Here is a 16,144-nt window from a genome sequence, read left to right on the forward strand (position 1 = left end):
GCATCGCGCAAAGCGCAATTCCGCACATAAACCAAGGCACACAGCCAAGCGAAACGCTAGCGGCCGCCGAAGGAGCCGCCGCCCGAGCCACCGCCGGAGCCGCCAAAGCCGCCGCCGGAGAAGGAGCCGCCCGAACCGCCGGACGAGGAGGACGGCGCGGCCGCCTCGATCGTGGAGCGGATGTCCGCGAAGCCGGCGTCGAGCTGCGCCCCGATGTCGCCGACGTTCGCGCTGAACGAGGACGCATCGAACCCGCCGCCCGAGAACGGTCCGGAAGCGCCCGCGCCGGCGCCATATCCGTCGTGCCGCCATCCGTACGGCCGATAGTGCCAGTACAGCAGCGAACCGGATGCGTTGTCGTCCAGCCACGACGGATCGGTCACCTGCGGATACGCCTTCGCCAGCTCGCGCAGCACACGCTCGGAGATGCCGAACGCGGCCGCGTACACGAGATAGCGGTCCCACAGCACCAGATCGGCCGCGCCGCGGTCGGAGAAGTTCGAGAAATCGACCAGATACCGGTACAGGCCGTTCACCTGCCCGGCGATCCGCTGACCGGCGTCCGTCAACGCGGTGTGTTTCGCGCAGATCAGCGCGAACAGGCTGAAGAACATGATGGGCGCGGCGACCAGCAACGCCAGCGCCACGTTGTCCCACGCGCCGAACATCACGATGCCGATGATCGACACGGCCAGACCGAATCCGCCGGCCACGCTCGCTCCGACGCCGCAGGACCGGGTCGCACCGAGCATCGCGAACTCGTTCGCGCACGCCGTCTCGTACGATTCGAGGGCTTGATACCCCTTCTTCCATCCCTCGCACACGGACTTCATCCGTTCGAGATCGAACACCGGCCCGCCGACGCGCTTGCCGATCTTCTCAAGCAACCGCAGCGTCGCGTCCTCGGATTGGCTGAGCCGCAGCGCCGCACGCGCCTGACCGTCGAAGCACACCGGCAGCAGCACGAGCGTGCTGGTGCTCGCGGCGCCGTGGATATCGTCCGCGTTCGAGCCGATCATCGTGGCCATATCCGCGGCGTTCGCCTGGCTCAGATCGATGCCTCGGTAGGTCGACATCGGCCCAGGATAGATCGCGATCGCCTTCTTCGAGGCGAGCGAGAGCACGTTGGCGGTCATCTGCCGCGAGCTGATCGAACCGTGCGATTCGAGTCCGAGCACGTCGGCCATGCGCGCCGCCGACGACGGGCTGACATCCGGCGGTTCACGCCAATATTCGATATCGCCGCGGTATTGGGCGCGGCGATGGCTGCGCAGCGCGGAGACGACCGCGATCGCGCACAACACGAGTCCGATGATCGCGACGACGAGTCCCGCGGTCAGACGGTTGCGCGCATGCACCCGCTGCCGATCGCGCCAGACGGTCTCCTGCCGCGTCTCGTCGGCCTTGAGCCAGTCGAGATACTCGCCGCTGTCACGCCTAATCCAGTCGCCGGAACGGCTGCCGACCTTGTCGCGTCCCTTCCACCACGACGGCTCCTTGACCGCGCTCGCGTCCCAGGCGGCCACCACGTCGAGGTACTCCCCCGCACGCACGTCGTACGCGGCGAACCGAAGCGAACCGCCGTCGCCGCGCGACGTCTCGGAGTTTCCGCTGTAATGCAGCCACGCCCACGAGTTGCCGGCCGTGATGCCGCTCGGGAAGCGCACGGTGCCGGTGACCTTGCCGATCGGCGTCTGATTCGAGCCGCCGAACGGCTCCCATTTGAACGAAGCGACGTCGTCGTGCAGCGTGGTCGCGCCGACGAGCGTGAACGTCACGTCGAACTTGAGGCTGCTGGCTTTGGTGGTGAAGGGGATGTTCCAGCCGATTTCGATGGTCTTGTACTCCTCGCCAGGACCGCTGCCGACCGGATAGCCGTCCGTGACCGGCTCGTACGGTTCCAGCGACGCACCGGTCGCATCGGCGATGTACCAGTGGTTCGCCCAGTCGCTGTTCCACTCGCGTTCGCTCAGGCCGTCCGGCAGACGCGGTTCGGTCTGCGCATAGGCCTGTCCGGTGGTCACGTTGCGCACGCTGATGTCGGTGATATCGGACAGGTTCGTGCCGTTGATCACGTATTGCTGGTAGAGCTGTTTCCACGGGCGCACGTTGTCGTCGTCATCGGTGCGTTTGTTGAGCCGCATGTCGATGTGCTGCGTGACCTTGAGACTGCCGTCCGACTGCACGTCCGTCTCGTAGTCGAGCGTGCGATAGCTCAGGTCGGCGCCGTCGTCGAACATCGACGCGACGAGCGAGCCGCCGAAGACCAGTACGACGACGAGCGCCGCGATGAACGCGGATCTGATGACGCGTTTGACGTCCATGCGGTTCCCTTTCCGTTGTATCCGGCCGAAACGGCTGCGCGATCAGGATTCGGTCAGAACTTGACCTGCGGCACCTGACGCGACGTCTCGTCGGCCTGGAAGTACTCGGCCTGCTCGAAGTGGAACAGTCCGGCAATGATGTTGGTCGGCACGGTTTCGGTGGCCGTGTTGTACTTGAGCACCACGTCGTTGTAGAACTGGCGGGCGTACGCGATCTTCGATTCGAGCGCCTTGAGCTGGCCTTGAAGATCCATGAAGTTCTGGTTGGCCTGCAGCTGCGGATACGCCTCGGCCGTGGCCTGCAGGTTGACGAGCGCGCGGGACAGCGCGTTCTCCGCCGTCATGCGCTGGGCCACGTCGCCGCCCGCGGCCGCCGCGACCACGCCGGCACGGGCGGCCGTCACCTGCGTGAACACTTCGGATTCGTGGCCGGCGTATCCCTTGACGGTCTCCACCAGATTCGGGATGAGATCGGCGCGCTGCTTGAGCTGCACGTCGATCTGTGCCCAGCCGTTCTTGACTCGGTTGCGCAGCGCGACCAACCCGTTGTAGGCACTGACGCCCCACAGCACCAGCGCCACCAGAATGACTGCGATAATGATGAGGAAGATCATCGTCTTGCTCCTTTGCCGTTCGTTCCCCTGCCTGCTCGGCCTGTCTACCCGTCATTCTTCCAGCAGGCGTGGATGCATCCGATCTTTGCGAGCCGCGCACAACTTGTTCGATCGGCGGCGGATTCGATCATCGCCGAACGACTACGCGCGCGATATCCGCGCAGAAAAGAAGAAACCCGGCGGGGAGACCGCCGGGCGAGAGAGAAGAGAGAAGAAGGGTTCAGTTATGGGGTTCTCACGGAACCTCGCCATCGGTCGTAACCGTTGACATGGTCTATATAACCGCCGCTTTCTTGGAGGAACAATGCACATTCCTTACAAAACCCTGAGAACCATGTGGCGGGATTGTGCAATAGGGGGCCATTCCCTCCGGCAATGCCATAAAAAACGCCCGTGCGGTCAGGCACGGGCGTTAAGTACGCGCCGCATCGGCGCGAGATGACCGAGAAACCTTACTTGTTCAGCTCGGCCTTGGCCGCGGCGAGACGCTTGGCCTCGGCCTCCTTGCGGGCAGCCAGTTCGGCGTCGAAGCGGGCCAGTTCCTCGGCCACGGCCTCCTGCGGGATCTTCGCGAAGATCGGCGAAGGCTTGGCGACCGGGGTGCCCGGCACGATCTCCTCGCGCTTCCACGGGTGCATGGTCTCGCCGAGCTTGTAGTCGCCGGTGATGATCGGGTACGTGAAGCCCGGCTTGTCGAGATCCTCGACCTCCTCGATGCGAGGCAGCGGCGAGAACGTGCCGGTGCCGCCGAGCGCCTCCCATACCTTCTGCGCGGAGTGCGGCAGGAACGGCGCGAGCAGGTGGTTCGCGTCGGACACGGCCTGCGCGGCCACGTGCAGCACGGTGCCGAGGCGCGCCGGGTTGTCCTTGATCTTCCACGGTTCGGTGGCGGAGATGTACTTGTTGATGTCGCCGACGATCTTCATGGCCTCGTTCAGCGCGCCCTTCTGACGGTGATGTTCGATCAGTCCGCCGACGGTCGCGAACGCGGCGTTCGTCTCGTCGAGCAGCGCACGGTCCTCGTCGGTCAGGGACGCCTCGTCGATGGCCGGGATCTCGCCGAAGTTCTTGTTGATAAGGTTCGCGACGCGGTTGACCAGGTTGCCCCACGAAGACGCCAGCTCCTCGTTGTTGTGACGCACGAACTCGGCCCACGTGAAGTCGGAGTCGGAGGATTCCGGGCCGGCCACGGAGATGTAGTAGCGCACCGCGTCCACGGGGTAGCGGGCGAGGATGTCCTTGACGTAGATGACGATGCCGCGCGAGGAGGAGAACTTCTTGCCTTCCATCGTCATGAACTCGGAGGCCACGACCTGCTCGGGCATGTTGAGCGGGCCGTATTCGCCGGTCTCGCCGCCCTTGGAGCCCTGGCCGTTGTATGCGAGCATCTCGGACGGCCAGATCTGCGAGTGGAACGTGATGTTGTCCTTGCCCATGAAGTAGTAGGCCGGCGACGCCGGGTCGTTCCACCATGCGCGCCACGCCTCCGGGTCGCCCTTGCGGCGCGCCCATTCGATCGACGCCGACAGGTAGCCGATCACCGCGTCGAACCACACGTACAGCTTCTTGTTCGGGTTGTCGATCCAGCCGGCGACCGGAACCGGGATGCCCCAGTCGATGTCGCGCGTGATCGCACGCGGCTTGATCTCTTTAAAGAGCCCGATCGAGAAGTTGATGACGTTCGTCCTCCAGCCGGTGCGGGTCTTGAGCCACGCGAGGTTCGCATCGGCGAGCGCCGGCAGGTCGAGGAAGTAGTGTTCGGTCTCCTCGAAGCGCGGGGTTTCGCCGTTGATCTTGGAGACGGGGTTGATCAGCTCGTCCGGGTCGAGCTCGTTGCCGCAGGCGTCGCACTGGTCGCCGCGCGCGCCCTCGGCGTGGCAGATCGGGCACTCGCCCTCGATGTAGCGGTCCGGCAGGGTGCGGCCGGTGGACGGCGAGATCGCGACCTTCTGCGTGCCCTTGTAGATGTAGCCGTTCTTGAGGCACTGCTTGAACAGCTCCTGCACCACGTGCTCGTGGTTGCCGGTGGTGGTGCGGGTGAACAGGTCGTAGCTCAGGCCCAGATCGCACAGATCCTTGGCGATGACGCGGTTGTAGCGGTTGGCGAGCTCCTGAGCGGTCACGCCTTCCTTCTCGGCTTCGACGAGGATCGGGGTGCCGTGTTCGTCGGTGCCGGACACCATCAGGACGTCGTTGCCCTTCATGCGCTCGTAGCGCGCGTAGACGTCGGACGGCACACCAAAGCCGGCGACGTGGCCGATATGACGGGGGCCGTTCGCGTACGGCCATGCAACATTCACCAAAATATGACTCATAAGGCCAAATTATCGGGCTGAGCGAGGACAGCCACCCCAGCCCGGCCGACATCTGCTGTCCCGCAAACGGCAACTTATCCACAGAGTTATCCACATTTATCGCGGTACCGCTGGCGCACCACGTCACGTTCCGTTACGGTCGTCGCATGACCAACGAAACCATCACCGAACCATCGGCCGATCCGCTTCCGCCGACTCCGACCGGCCCCGAACCGTCGCCGGACGAACCGCAGCACACCGCCGACATCGTCCCCTTCCCATATCCGACGGCCAAATCATTGCTCAACGACAACGATCTTCCCGGTCCGCTGAGCATGAATCTGCTGACACGGCACGGTGCCATCATGCCGCTGGATGCCGCGAGCGGATACCAGAGCGAACATGCCGGCACGCTGTACGGCCGCGCGACGATCATCAACGACATGATTCCGCACCGGTCGACCGCGTGCGCGCTGACCGCGACCTGGCTGTGGCTCGGCGGCCGTTTCCCCGAAACGATCGACATCATCTCGCGGTCGCACTACCGCGCGTATGTGCATCACCGCAAGGTCCGGGTGTTCAATCGGAAAAGCCCGGCCGATCATGTGATCCAGGTCGGCGACACCCGCGTCACCACGCCGGCGCGAACCGTGTGCGATCTGTCGCTGCTGCCGGACCGGACCACCGAAGCCGACGGGCAGGTCGACACGATGATCTCCGATCTCATGACCGAATACCGGGTGACGCCGGATGACTGCATCCGGATACTCGATGGCAATCCGTTCTGGCCGCGCGCCGCGATCGCACGGTCGCGGTTCGAGCATATGGAACGGCCATGAGCGCGCGATCATCGCGGCATGCGCGACGGAGGCGGCGACAGACGGCACGCAGGCGATCACAGCATGTGCAGCACTTGCGGCAACGTTTGCATCGGATCGGGCACGCGCGAGGCGCGCACGACGACCACGCCGCCGACGGCCACGCCGAACGCAACCTCACCCGCCGCGGCGATGACATGCCACCGCCTCGGCCGCCGCTCCAACTCACCCCGCTGGTCGCGTGCGATCCGGCCACCGACATGGACGTGTTGTGGCATATCGCCCGCGAGGCTCCGGAACTGCGCCGCTGGCTCGTGGCGAACCCACGCGCGGACGCGGCGCTGCTCGAGTTCGTGGCGCAGGCCGGCGGGCCGGGCGTGCGCGAGGCGCTCACCCTACTGCTCGACGGGTGAGTTCCGGGCCGTCCAGCCCGGCTTCAGCCCTTGATTTTGAGCACTGCGGCGTAGACCTGCTTACGGTTGGGCAGCGAACCGTCCGGCAGCGGATGCTCCTGCGCGACCTGCGTGATCGCGTCCTTGATGCGCAGCCCGTCATCGAGCGCCCGGTCGATCGCCAGCACCGCCAGCTCCTCAATGCTGAGCGTGGCGGGAGCGGCCGCGGCGGCCTCCTCGTCGGACGCGCCACCGATCACCAACACGATCTCGCCGCGCGGCGGATCATCGATCACGCCCTGCCGGATTTCCGCGATCGTGCCGCGGCGAATCTCCTCGTAATCCTTGGTCAGCTCGCGGCACAACGCCATCGGACGATCCGGCCCGAATCCGTCGAGCAGATCGTCCATCGATTCGGCGATGCGGTGCGGCGTCTCGTAGAACACGATCGTGCGGCGTTCGGAAAGCAACATGCGCAAATGCTGCACGCGCTCGGCATGCTTGCGCGGTAGGAATCCCTCGTAGCAGAACCGGTCGGTCGGCAGACCGGACAGGGCGAGCGCGTCCAGCACGGCGGACGGGCCGGGAGCGCACGTGACCGGCAGTCCCCGCTCGATCGCGCGGCGCACGATCGCCAGCCCCGGATCGTTGATTGTCGGCATGCCCGCGTCGGAGACGACGAGTACGGTCGCGCCGGTTTCGACCCGGTCGAGCAGACCGTCGGCCTTGTTGCGCTCGTTGTGGTCGTGATATGCGACGACGGTGCCGCTCACGTGCACGCCGAGCCGGTTCGCGAGATCGTACAGCCGGCGCGTGTCCTCGGCCGCGACGATGTCGGCGTCGGCGAGCAGCGCGCGCAGTCGGGCCGACGCATCGGATACGTTGCCGATCGGCGTGGCGGCGAGCACGACCGTGCCGCGCGGGATGGTGATCATATGGTCGGACGACGATGCGACGGCCGGCGCGGATTCGCGTTCGCCGACGGCCGGTGACGCGTCTGCCATACCAGCCGCGACCGCTGCATCTGACGCACCCGATGCGACGGCCATATCCGTCATACCATTGCCCGATTCGGATTCATCATCAAGGATGGACTGCCCTTCATGCACATGTGTCATGGCTCCCAGTATTCCGCACGCTAGGTACTGCGAGCCAGCGCAACTATTCCCGGAAATCACCCCATATCTCCGAAATAAGTTGCGCTGAGATACCGTCAGCGCAACTATTCCCGGGCAAAGCCGATCTTTTCCGAGAATAGTTGCGCCAGGACGACGTCAGTGCAACTATTTCCGGAACGATAGGACGACTTCCGAGAATAGTTGCGCCGGACGGAAGAAGGAACCGAACGTCACCTTGATTCGATGACTGGATCGATGACGCGGAAAAACAAAAAACCCTCGCATTTCGCGAGGGCTTATTGGCTGGGATGCCTGGACTCGAACCAAGAATGGCTGAACCAGAATCAGCTGTGTTGCCAATTACACCACATCCCAATTTGGCTGGCGTACCAACTCCGAAGAGCTAGTCGTCGTACCCCCAACCGGATTTGAACCGGTGTTGGCGCCGTGAGAGGGCGTAGTCCTAGACCGCTAGACGATGGGGGCGTATTCAGTTTTTCAACCGGTTGTGCAGCGAACCGCGCAACGAGTGATTAATATACGCGGCTCACCCGCATTGCGCAAATTACGGCGTGTCGCGTTATTTTCCAACGGTTTTACGGGTTCACGCGTGCGGCATCGCACCGAAAACCACATCGGCAGGAAACGATCAAGCAAACACAACAAAGGCCCCGGGCGAACCCGAGGCCTTGTGCATCCGTACCCCCAACCGGATTTGAACCGGTGTTGGCGCCGTGAGAGGGCGTAGTCCTAGACCGCTAGACGATGGGGGCTTGAGTTATCTGCTACGTAGCGAACCACGCAACGAAGGTTTAATATACGGGAACGTCTCAACAACGTCAAGCACGGCGTGTCACATGGTGATTCATCGGTTGACAGAACGCAATTCACCAACTCTGCAATACGCGAGACCACCCCGCCGCCAACGACGCCCCATACGCAAACCAACGCCACAAAGTCCCATGTGAGTTGGTTTGCGCGAAGGAGCAACCGGCGGGATACCAAATTGGGGGCATCGACCCACTCGGATCAATGCCCCCAATTACCGCACGCGGCTCACACCGCGCATATCCCGGATCACAGGTGCTCGCGCAGGCCCTTCAGACGAGCCAGCGACACCTCACGGCCGACGATCTCCATCGACTCGAACAGCGGCGGCGAAACGCGACGGCCGGACATGGCCACGCGCACCGGGCCGAACGCCAAACGCGGCTTGTAGCCGCCGTCCTCCACGAGCGCCTTGTTCAGCGTCTCGTGCAGGTTGTCGGTCTTCCAGTCGGCCTCCGGCACGCCTTCGAGCTCCGCGATCGCCAGATCGAGCACGGCCGCGGAGGAATCCTTGAGCTGCTTCTTCGCGTCATCCGCCGGCTCGAGATAGCCTTCGGTCGACAGCAGCGAGCCGACCATGCCGGAGACCTCGCCGAGCAGACGCACGCGCGGCTGCACGAGCGGCGCGGCGGCGGCCAGGATCTCACGCTCGCGATCGGTCAGCTCATCCCAGGAATCAGCCGACACCACGCCGTCGCGGTACAGGTACGGCACGGAACGACGCAGGAAATCGGCAGGATCAAGCATGCGGATATGCTCGGCGTTGATCGAGATCGCCTTGTCGAGATCGAAGCGGGCCGGGTTGGCCTTCACGTCGCGCACGTCGAACTTGGCGATCATCTCCTCCATCGAGAACACGTCGCGGTCCGGCGCGATCGACCAGCCGAGCAGCGCGAGGTAGTTGAGCAGGCCCTCGCGGATGAAGCCGGCGTCGCGGTGATTGAACAGGTTGGACTCCGGATCGCGCTTGGAGAGCTTCTTGTTACCCTGGCCCATCACGTACGGCATGTGGCCGAACAGCGGGGTGGTCTTGGCGATGCCAAGCTCCTCGAGGTAGCGGTAGAGCACGATCTGACGCGGGGTGGAGCTCAGGAGATCCTCGCCGCGCAGCACGACGTTGATGTCCATCATCGCGTCGTCGACCGGGTTGGTGAGCGTGTACAGCGGGTCGCCGTTCGGGCGCACGATCACGTAATCCGGCACGGAACCGGCCTTGAACTCGATGGTGCCGCGGATCAGATCGTCGAACGCGATGTCCTCGTCGGGCATGCGCAGGCGCAGCGCGGGCTTGCGGCCCTCGGCGCGGAACGCGGCCTTCTGCTCCTCGGTCAGGTTGCGGTCGTAGCCGTCGTAGCCGAACTCCTTCGGACGACCGGCGGCGACGTTGCGCGCCTCGATCTCCTCGGGCGTGGAGAAGGACTCGTACGCGTAGCCGGCCTCGAGCAGCTTGGCGGCCACGTCGCGGTAGATGTCGCCGCGCTCGGACTGGCGGTACGGACCGTGGGGTCCGCCGACGTCGATGCCCTCGTCCCAGTCGATGCCGAGCCAGCGCAGGGCCTCGAGGATCTGGTTGTAGCTTTCCTCGGAGTCGCGGGCCGCGTCGGTGTCCTCGATGCGGAAGATCAGCTTGCCGCCGGTGGCGCGGGCTTCGGCCCAGTTGAACAGGGCGGTGCGGACCATGCCGACGTGCGGCGTGCCGGTCGGCGACGGGCAGAAGCGCACGCGCACGTCCTTCGGCAGCGCGGGCTTGCCGTCCTTCGTGTTTTCAGTGGTTGCGGAATTGGTTTCAGCTTCAGTCATAATCCCTTATTCTGCCGCGCAAGCGGGACGTGAGGAACCATACCAGCGGGACATAAGTTGCGGGTCATCGGCAAGCTCCGCACGACTTGCGCAGCGTCACAGCCGGAACGGCCCGCCGCATCATCCATCGACCGCTGCAACAATCTCCCCCAGCGTGACATTTCCGCTACTGTCCCCACGCTACTGGCACAAACATCACGCTAAACGACCAATCCGCCTGACATTCCCGCTAGCACCCGCGCACCACTATCACCAACACCACGCAAACCAAGCAATCCGCGTGACAATCCGGCTAGTACCCGGACGATACTAGCCAAAACATCACGCCAAACAACCAACCAGCGCACGCCAAACAACCAACCAGCGCGACAATCCGGCCAGCACACCGCGCGAAGATCACGCCCCGTCAGTTCCGCGCACCGCGCACGGCCCGGATCGCCTTGTTGCGCGCCCAGTACGTGGTCAGGCACAGCGAATACAGGATCAGTCCGAGCCAGTCGCCGGTCAGCAGCGAGAACACGACGCACACGCCGAGCCAGATCATCACGCCGCGCACGATCGTCGCCGGCCGCATTCCGCGCGCCGCGACGATGATCGACACCACGCCCACGATCGCGACGAGGAAGCCGTACAGCTCGGCCACGTACGCCACGCTGCTCACGTCGGCCGCACCCTGCGCGAGCATCCCCTTGCTCTCCAGCAGCGCGTACCCTTGCGAGCGGAACCAGCCGGTGTACACGAACAGCGTGAACGCGGCCATGAGCACGTTCCAGCCACCCGCGACATAGAGCAGCACACGTTCCACGGTTCGCTTCATCGCGTTCATCGATCGTCCTTTCGTCGGGTGCGCACGCCGCGCACGCGGTTGCCGGATACGGTTCGTCAGTTACGGCTATCGGATACGGTTCCGATATATGTCGATATATGGTACGACGACGGCCGGCGCGGCCCCGAAACAGCAGGGGAACCGCACCGGCCGCACGCCGCGGGCATACGCAAGGTCAGGCAATTCGCCCGGCCAGCGCACGACTCAGCCCTTGAGGCCGGAGGTGATGTTCAGCGACTGCAGGAAGTACTTCTGCGCGAACAGGAACAGCAGCAGGGTCGGGATGATCGCGAGGCAGGTCGCGGCCATCAGCGTGCCCATCTGGTTGAACTGTCCCATCTGGTTGCTCAGCAGCTGCAGGCCGGCGGTCACCGGCATCTTGTTGATGTCGTTGAACACGAGGGTCGGCCACAGGAAGTCGTTCCATGCGCCGGTGAAGCTGAACAGGAAGATGACGATCAGGATCGGCTTGATCGCGGGCAGCATGATCGAGCGGAAGATGCGGAAGTCGGACGCGCCGTCGATCTCGGCGGCCTCGTCGAGTTCCTTCGGGATGCCCTTCATGAAGTTGCGCACGAGGAAGATGTTCGCCACGTTGCCCAGGCCCGGGATGATGCACGCCCAGTAGGTGTTCACCCAGCCGAACGTGGCGACGATGCGGTAGGACGGGATCATGTTGACCACGCCCGGGAACATCGAGATGAGCAGCAACACGAAGAACAGCGTGTCGCGCCCCTTGAAGTTGAGGCGGGAGTAGCCGTAGCCGGCGAGCGCCACGATGGTGACGGACAGCAGGCCGAACGCGGTGGAGATGATCAGCGAGTTCCTCAGCCAGTTGAGCACCGGATAGCTTGCGGCGGACTGGATGAGCGTCATGTAGTTGTCGGTGACCCATTTGGCCGGGAAGAAGTTGTACGAGTTCGCCATGAATTCGCCGACGGATTTGAACGACGTGGTGATGGTGAACAGCACCGGGATGACCCAGACGAACGCGAGCACGATGAGGATCACGTAGACCGCGATCAGCGATGGGGTGACGATGTTCGGCTTGCGTTCGACGGATGCCGACTGCGCGGACGACTTGGCGGACCGGTTGGCCGCCGACTGCGATGCCGGGGATGCGATGGTTGCGGACGTCATGTCAGTCCTCCTTGTTCATGAATATGATCTGGATCATGGCGAGCGCGCACAGGATCACGCCGAGGATCAGCGCCATCGCGGAGGCCATGCCGGCCGCGGCCGGACCGGCGGGGAAGGCGAGGTTCTTGATGTCCATGAGCACGACCTGGGTGCTCATGGCCGGCCCGCCCTGCGTCATCATGACCGGCTGGCCCCAGACCTGGAACGCGCCGGTGGTGGTCATGATCGTCGTGTAGAAGAGCGGCAGGCGGATTTCCGGCAGCGTGATCGAGAAGAAGATGCGCACCGGGCCCGCGCCGTCGACCTTCGCGGCCTCGTACAGGTTCTGGTCCACGCCGGAGAGCGCGGAGCGGTAGATGACGAGGTTGCCGCCGATGCCGGCCCACAGGCACATCACGAAGATGCAGATCCATGCGAACGGCTGCTTGCCGAGCCAGTTGATGTCCCAGTGGAACGTGGTGTTGAGCAGGCCGAACTGCGAGTTGAACACCATCTTCCACACGAGCGCGCCCGCGGCGATCGAGATGAGACCGGGGATGTAGAAGATCGCCTGGAACAGCGCCACGCCCTTGAGGTGCTTCTTTTCGAGCAGCACGGCGAGCAGCAGCGGGATGATGATGACCATCGGCACGTTGATGACGACGAACAGCAGCGTCTGCAGCAGGTCGCGCCAGAAGATCGAGTTGAAGTAGGTGCCGGGCTGGAAGATCAGCTTGAAGTTCTCCAGTCCGACGAACGTCGGGGTGCCGACCATGTTCCATCGCGTGAACGCGAGGTAGATGCCGAACGCGATCGGGATGATGCCGAACACCGCGAAGACGATGAAGTGCGGCGCGATGTACGGCAGTGCGTGCCACAGCGAGTTCTTGCGCTTCATGGACGAGGCGCCGCCGGTCAGGCCGGCTGATGTTGCATTGCTCATGACTTGTCTCCTTGCCTTCCCAAGTTCCCGCTCACGACTGGTCCTGGATCTGGATCTGGCCCTGGGTCATCAGATCGAGCTGCTTGAGGCCCTCGTCCAGTCCGACGTTGCTGAACACGATGTCGTTGAACGTGCCCCAGCCGGCCGTTGCGTAGCCGCCGTACAGGTAGTTCGATGTCTTGATGTACTTGCGTTCCTTCTCGCCGTTGGTGAAGCTGGCTTGGATGAGATCCTGGTATTTCGGATTGTTGAGGTCGATGTAGGCCGGCGAGATGGAGCCGGTGTCGGACCACATCATCCAGTGGGTGCGCACGAATTCGATGAAGTGCGCGGCGGCCTTGACGCGGTCCTCGGAACGGTTCGGGTCCTTGAGCTGGATCCAGTTCTGCTGGTATAGGAAGTTGGACGGGTTGTCCATCGAGTACTGCAGCGTGTTCGCCTCGGCGATCTTGTCGGCGCCGAGCGCCTTCGACATGTTGCCTTGCGCCCAGGTGCCGAGCATCGCGAACACCGCGTGGCCGGAGCCGAACACCTGCTCGCCGTCGGAGTCGAGCGGGTTCATGAGGCCCATGTCGTTGATCTCGCGCAGCGCCTTGAGCGGCTTGCGCCATGCGTCGCCGGTCATGTTCTTGACGTCCTTGGTCAGGTCGCCGCCGGCCGAATACAGCAGCGACATCATGGCCCACGGCAGGTTGCCCTGCACGAGCGCGTACGTGCCCTTCGGCAGCAGGCCCTTCATGGACTTGATCTCGTCGACGGTCACGAAGCCGTCGTCGAGGATGTGCTCGAGGTGGTACTTCTTGACGAGGTCCTTGTTGTAGTAGATGGCCATCTGGAACATGTACAGCGGGACGCCGTACGACGTGCCGTTGACTTCGGTGCCGGCCCACGCCTGCGGCAGGTAGTTGGATTCCTTGAGTTCCGGCTCGTACTTGCTCCACACGCTGCTCGGGTTGAGCAGCCCCTGGCTTTGCAGCACGGAGGTGGTGAACTGGTCGTTGATGACCAGATCGGGGATGTTCTTGCCGGTCTGCATCACGCTGTAGATCTTGGTGTTCAGATCGCCGCCGTTCATCGGCTGGAAGACGATCTTGTATTCGGGATTGGTGTCGTTGTACGCCTTGATGATGCGCTGCATGGCCGGGCCGTCGTCGCCGATCAGACCGTTCCAGAAGTACATCACCTTCTGCGCGCTCGCCGAGCCGCAGCCGCCGACGGCCAGCACCATGCCGAGCGCCGTGAGCACGGCGATCAGCGGTTTGGCCAGTTTGCGCAGCAGACGCGAGGTCTGCCGCTGCATAGTGGAAGAACCCATTATGCCCTCCGTTTCCTTATCCTTGCTTTCCGTCCGGCGATATGCTCTTCGACGGGCATGCCACCAGGCCATTGCATGAAGGCCGTATCGATGTCTTGCCGCCCATTGCTTCGGCACGACAGGGTTACAACGTTGTAATTTATGAGTATAGCACTGTTTTCATCGTTGTACAAATCGTGCGGGCGGATATATCACAACCGCCGCCCGCACGACTGTACCGTCACCATCGCACCGCGGGAGTTCCAGACAGCGGGCCGCCGTCAGGAGGCAGCACATCGGTCGCCGTCGGCGTCCACAGATCGTCCGGCTCGGGCACGCCGAAGTCAGGCGTGCCGTCCTCGTTCCAGCGCACCACGCCGACGCGGGCGTGACGGTTCGGATCGAACAGCGGATCGCCCTTGATGTCGGTGTAGTTGCGGGCGTGGTAAATCATCAGGTCCTGCGTGCCGTCCTCGGACTTGGTGAACGAGTTGTGGCCGGGGCCGTACTGGCCGTTGGCGGCGCAGGTCTTGAACACCGGCACCGGGCTCTTGGTCCAGCTCGCCGGGTCCGTCAGATCGCTGCCGCGCTCGGCGGTCAGCAGTCCGACCGCATACGGCACGCCGGTGCCGGACGCGGAGTACGTGATGAAGATCTTGTCGTCGTGGAACAGGAACGCCGGCCCTTCGTTGACGAGGAAGTCGACGCACTCCCAGTCGTATTCCGGCTTGGACAGCATGACCGGGTCGGCGGCCAGCGTCCACGGGTTCGCCATCGGGGCGATGTACAGGTTGGAGTTGCCGGGGATGGCCGGGTCATGCTGCGCCCAGACGAGGTATTGCACGCCGTCGATCACCTCGGTGGTGGCGTCGAGCGAGAACGAGTCGAGCGGCGTGACGATCCGGCCCTTCTCGACCCAGTTGTCGGTGGTCGGGTCGGCGTCGGTGTTCTCGAGCACGAACATGCGGTGCGTGGGCATGCCGTTCGGCTCGAACTCGCGTTCGGCGCCGGCGAAGTAGATATACCACGCGCCGTTGATGCGATGCAGTTCGGGCGCCCAGATGTATTTGCTGCACGGGCCGGACTCGTGCTTGCGCCAGACCACGGTCTCCGGGGCCTTCTGCAGGTCGTTGATCGTCTGGGCGTGGCGGATGGCGATCTTGTCGTACTCTGGGTCGGACGCGGTGAACCAGTAGGCGCCGTCGACCTTGAGCACCCACGGGTCCGCCCGCTGCAGCACGACCGGATTATGGTAAACAGTCATTGTTTATCCTTCTTCAATCCAACGATGAGTTGATGTACATCGTTGAATATATCAAACTTACAACGATGTAACAACCCGGCGTTTCCACCCCGCCGGCCCCCGCCGCCAGCCCACCCCATCGCTATATCCGATGCCTCTTAAAAAGCCGCCTCCCCCGACGTCCCCGCATCTACGGCCCGCCGCCCCGGCGACCGCCGCCCGTCCTGCACCGAGCACGATGTTCTTGATGCCGGACAGCCATCGCCCCAGCGACCGCCGCCTATCCCGTCATCGCCCAGCTCTCATGCCAGCCACCCGATTTGCGTGATATTTCAGCCAGCACACCCTTCTTACTAGCCAAAACATCACGCAAACCGCCCCCCTGCGTGACATTTTGGGAGGCTTCTGCTGTTTTCGTGGGTTAGTTTGTTGGTGTTGGTAGTTGGATGTTGAGTCCGCCGCATCGGAGCATGACGAGGCTGATGAGGTTGGTGACGTGGTGGAAGCCGTAGGCCATGCGGATGGTGACCT

Annotated in this window: 12 protein-coding genes and 3 tRNA genes; 2 read left to right on the forward strand and 13 right to left on the reverse strand. The window is 63.7% G+C overall.

The annotated features are described in order from the left end of the window. Nucleotides 1-56: 56 nt before the first annotated feature. From AC1A0G_RS10580 to metG, 3 genes are all read right to left on the reverse strand, one after another. A complete protein-coding gene (locus AC1A0G_RS10580; protein WP_476529584.1) occupies nt 57-2,324 on the reverse strand; it encodes a DUF2207 domain-containing protein in 2,268 nt (755 codons plus the stop codon). Nucleotides 2,325-2,377: 53 nt separating this feature from the next. Further along, nucleotides 2,378-2,938, reverse strand: coding sequence for a LemA family protein (locus AC1A0G_RS10585; protein ID WP_476529586.1), 561 nt, complete (start codon nt 2,936-2,938; stop codon nt 2,378-2,380). 452 nt (nt 2,939-3,390) lie between these two features. After that, nucleotides 3,391-5,253, reverse strand: coding sequence for a methionine--tRNA ligase (gene metG / locus AC1A0G_RS10590; RefSeq protein WP_476529588.1), 1,863 nt, complete (start codon nt 5,251-5,253; stop codon nt 3,391-3,393). A 146-nt stretch (nt 5,254-5,399) separates the two neighbouring features. On the opposite strand from metG, the gene AC1A0G_RS10595 reads away from it, so the two are divergent. Continuing rightward, entirely contained in the window at nt 5,400-6,071 is a 672-nt protein-coding gene (locus AC1A0G_RS10595; protein ID WP_476529590.1) for a hypothetical protein, read from the forward strand. Next, nucleotides 6,068-6,463 (forward strand): variant leucine-rich repeat-containing protein, encoded by a 396-nt coding sequence (locus tag AC1A0G_RS10600; protein ID WP_476529592.1) that lies wholly within the window; start codon nt 6,068-6,070, stop codon nt 6,461-6,463. The genes AC1A0G_RS10595 and AC1A0G_RS10600 overlap by 4 nt, the downstream gene beginning before the upstream one ends. 23 nt (nt 6,464-6,486) lie before the next feature. On the opposite strand, the gene rsmI is transcribed toward AC1A0G_RS10600, so the two are convergent. The 10 genes from rsmI to AC1A0G_RS10650 all read right to left on the reverse strand — a co-directional run bounded on the left by rsmI (nt 6,487) and on the right by AC1A0G_RS10650 (nt 15,634). After that, nucleotides 6,487-7,446 (reverse strand): 16S rRNA (cytidine(1402)-2'-O)-methyltransferase, encoded by a 960-nt coding sequence (rsmI, locus tag AC1A0G_RS10605; protein ID WP_476529593.1) that lies wholly within the window; start codon nt 7,444-7,446, stop codon nt 6,487-6,489. Between the two features lie 414 nt (nt 7,447-7,860). Continuing rightward, nucleotides 7,861-7,935: transfer RNA gene (locus tag AC1A0G_RS10610), tRNA-Gln, on the reverse strand. A gap of 38 nt (nt 7,936-7,973) precedes the next feature. Beyond that, nucleotides 7,974-8,046 (reverse strand) — tRNA-Glu (locus AC1A0G_RS10615). Between the two features lie 214 nt (nt 8,047-8,260). Continuing rightward, a tRNA-Glu gene (locus tag AC1A0G_RS10620) sits at nt 8,261-8,333 on the reverse strand. A gap of 304 nt (nt 8,334-8,637) precedes the next feature. After that, nucleotides 8,638-10,188, reverse strand: a complete 1,551-nt coding sequence (gltX, locus tag AC1A0G_RS10625; protein ID WP_476529595.1) for a glutamate--tRNA ligase — start codon at nt 10,186-10,188, stop codon at nt 8,638-8,640. Between the two features lie 406 nt (nt 10,189-10,594). Beyond that, nucleotides 10,595-11,014: a hypothetical protein gene (locus AC1A0G_RS10630; protein WP_476529597.1), complete on the reverse strand. Its 420-nt coding sequence runs from the start codon at nt 11,012-11,014 to the stop codon at nt 10,595-10,597. A 204-nt stretch (nt 11,015-11,218) separates the two neighbouring features. Beyond that, complete coding sequence (locus AC1A0G_RS10635; protein ID WP_476529598.1) at nt 11,219-12,154, reverse strand: carbohydrate ABC transporter permease; 936 nt, start codon at nt 12,152-12,154, stop codon at nt 11,219-11,221. Between the two features lies 1 nt (nt 12,155). After that, entirely contained in the window at nt 12,156-13,076 is a 921-nt protein-coding gene (locus tag AC1A0G_RS10640; RefSeq protein ID WP_476529600.1) for a carbohydrate ABC transporter permease, read from the reverse strand. 31 nt (nt 13,077-13,107) lie between these two features. Continuing rightward, on the reverse strand, nt 13,108-14,391 hold the full coding sequence (locus AC1A0G_RS10645; protein WP_476529602.1) for an ABC transporter substrate-binding protein: 1,284 nt from the start codon (nt 14,389-14,391) through the stop codon (nt 13,108-13,110). Nucleotides 14,392-14,611: 220 nt separating this feature from the next. Beyond that, nucleotides 14,612-15,634: a glycoside hydrolase family 43 protein gene (locus tag AC1A0G_RS10650; RefSeq protein ID WP_476529604.1), complete on the reverse strand. Its 1,023-nt coding sequence runs from the start codon at nt 15,632-15,634 to the stop codon at nt 14,612-14,614. Between the last annotated feature and the right edge of the window lie 510 nt (nt 15,635-16,144).

It is taken from the genome of Bifidobacterium sp. LH_230, assembly GCF_056357555.1.

Excerpts from the sequence above, each read along its gene's own strand:
- AC1A0G_RS10580 (WP_476529584.1), bottom strand. The coding sequence starts at position 2,324 with ATGGACGTCAAACGCGTCATCAGATCCGCGTTCATCGCGGCGCTCGTC.
- AC1A0G_RS10585 (WP_476529586.1), bottom strand. The coding sequence starts at position 2,938 with ATGATCTTCCTCATCATTATCGCAGTCATTCTGGTGGCGCTGGTGCTG.
- metG (WP_476529588.1), bottom strand. The coding sequence starts at position 5,253 with ATGAGTCATATTTTGGTGAATGTTGCATGGCCGTACGCGAACGGCCCC.
- AC1A0G_RS10595 (WP_476529590.1), top strand. The coding sequence starts at position 5,400 with ATGACCAACGAAACCATCACCGAACCATCGGCCGATCCGCTTCCGCCG.
- AC1A0G_RS10600 (WP_476529592.1), top strand. The coding sequence starts at position 6,068 with ATGAGCGCGCGATCATCGCGGCATGCGCGACGGAGGCGGCGACAGACG.
- rsmI (WP_476529593.1), bottom strand. The coding sequence starts at position 7,446 with ATGGCAGACGCGTCACCGGCCGTCGGCGAACGCGAATCCGCGCCGGCC.
- gltX (WP_476529595.1), bottom strand. The coding sequence starts at position 10,188 with ATGACTGAAGCTGAAACCAATTCCGCAACCACTGAAAACACGAAGGAC.
- AC1A0G_RS10630 (WP_476529597.1), bottom strand. The coding sequence starts at position 11,014 with ATGAACGCGATGAAGCGAACCGTGGAACGTGTGCTGCTCTATGTCGCG.
- AC1A0G_RS10635 (WP_476529598.1), bottom strand. The coding sequence starts at position 12,154 with ATGACGTCCGCAACCATCGCATCCCCGGCATCGCAGTCGGCGGCCAAC.
- AC1A0G_RS10640 (WP_476529600.1), bottom strand. The coding sequence starts at position 13,076 with ATGAGCAATGCAACATCAGCCGGCCTGACCGGCGGCGCCTCGTCCATG.
- AC1A0G_RS10645 (WP_476529602.1), bottom strand. The coding sequence starts at position 14,391 with ATGGGTTCTTCCACTATGCAGCGGCAGACCTCGCGTCTGCTGCGCAAA.
- AC1A0G_RS10650 (WP_476529604.1), bottom strand. The coding sequence starts at position 15,634 with ATGACTGTTTACCATAATCCGGTCGTGCTGCAGCGGGCGGACCCGTGG.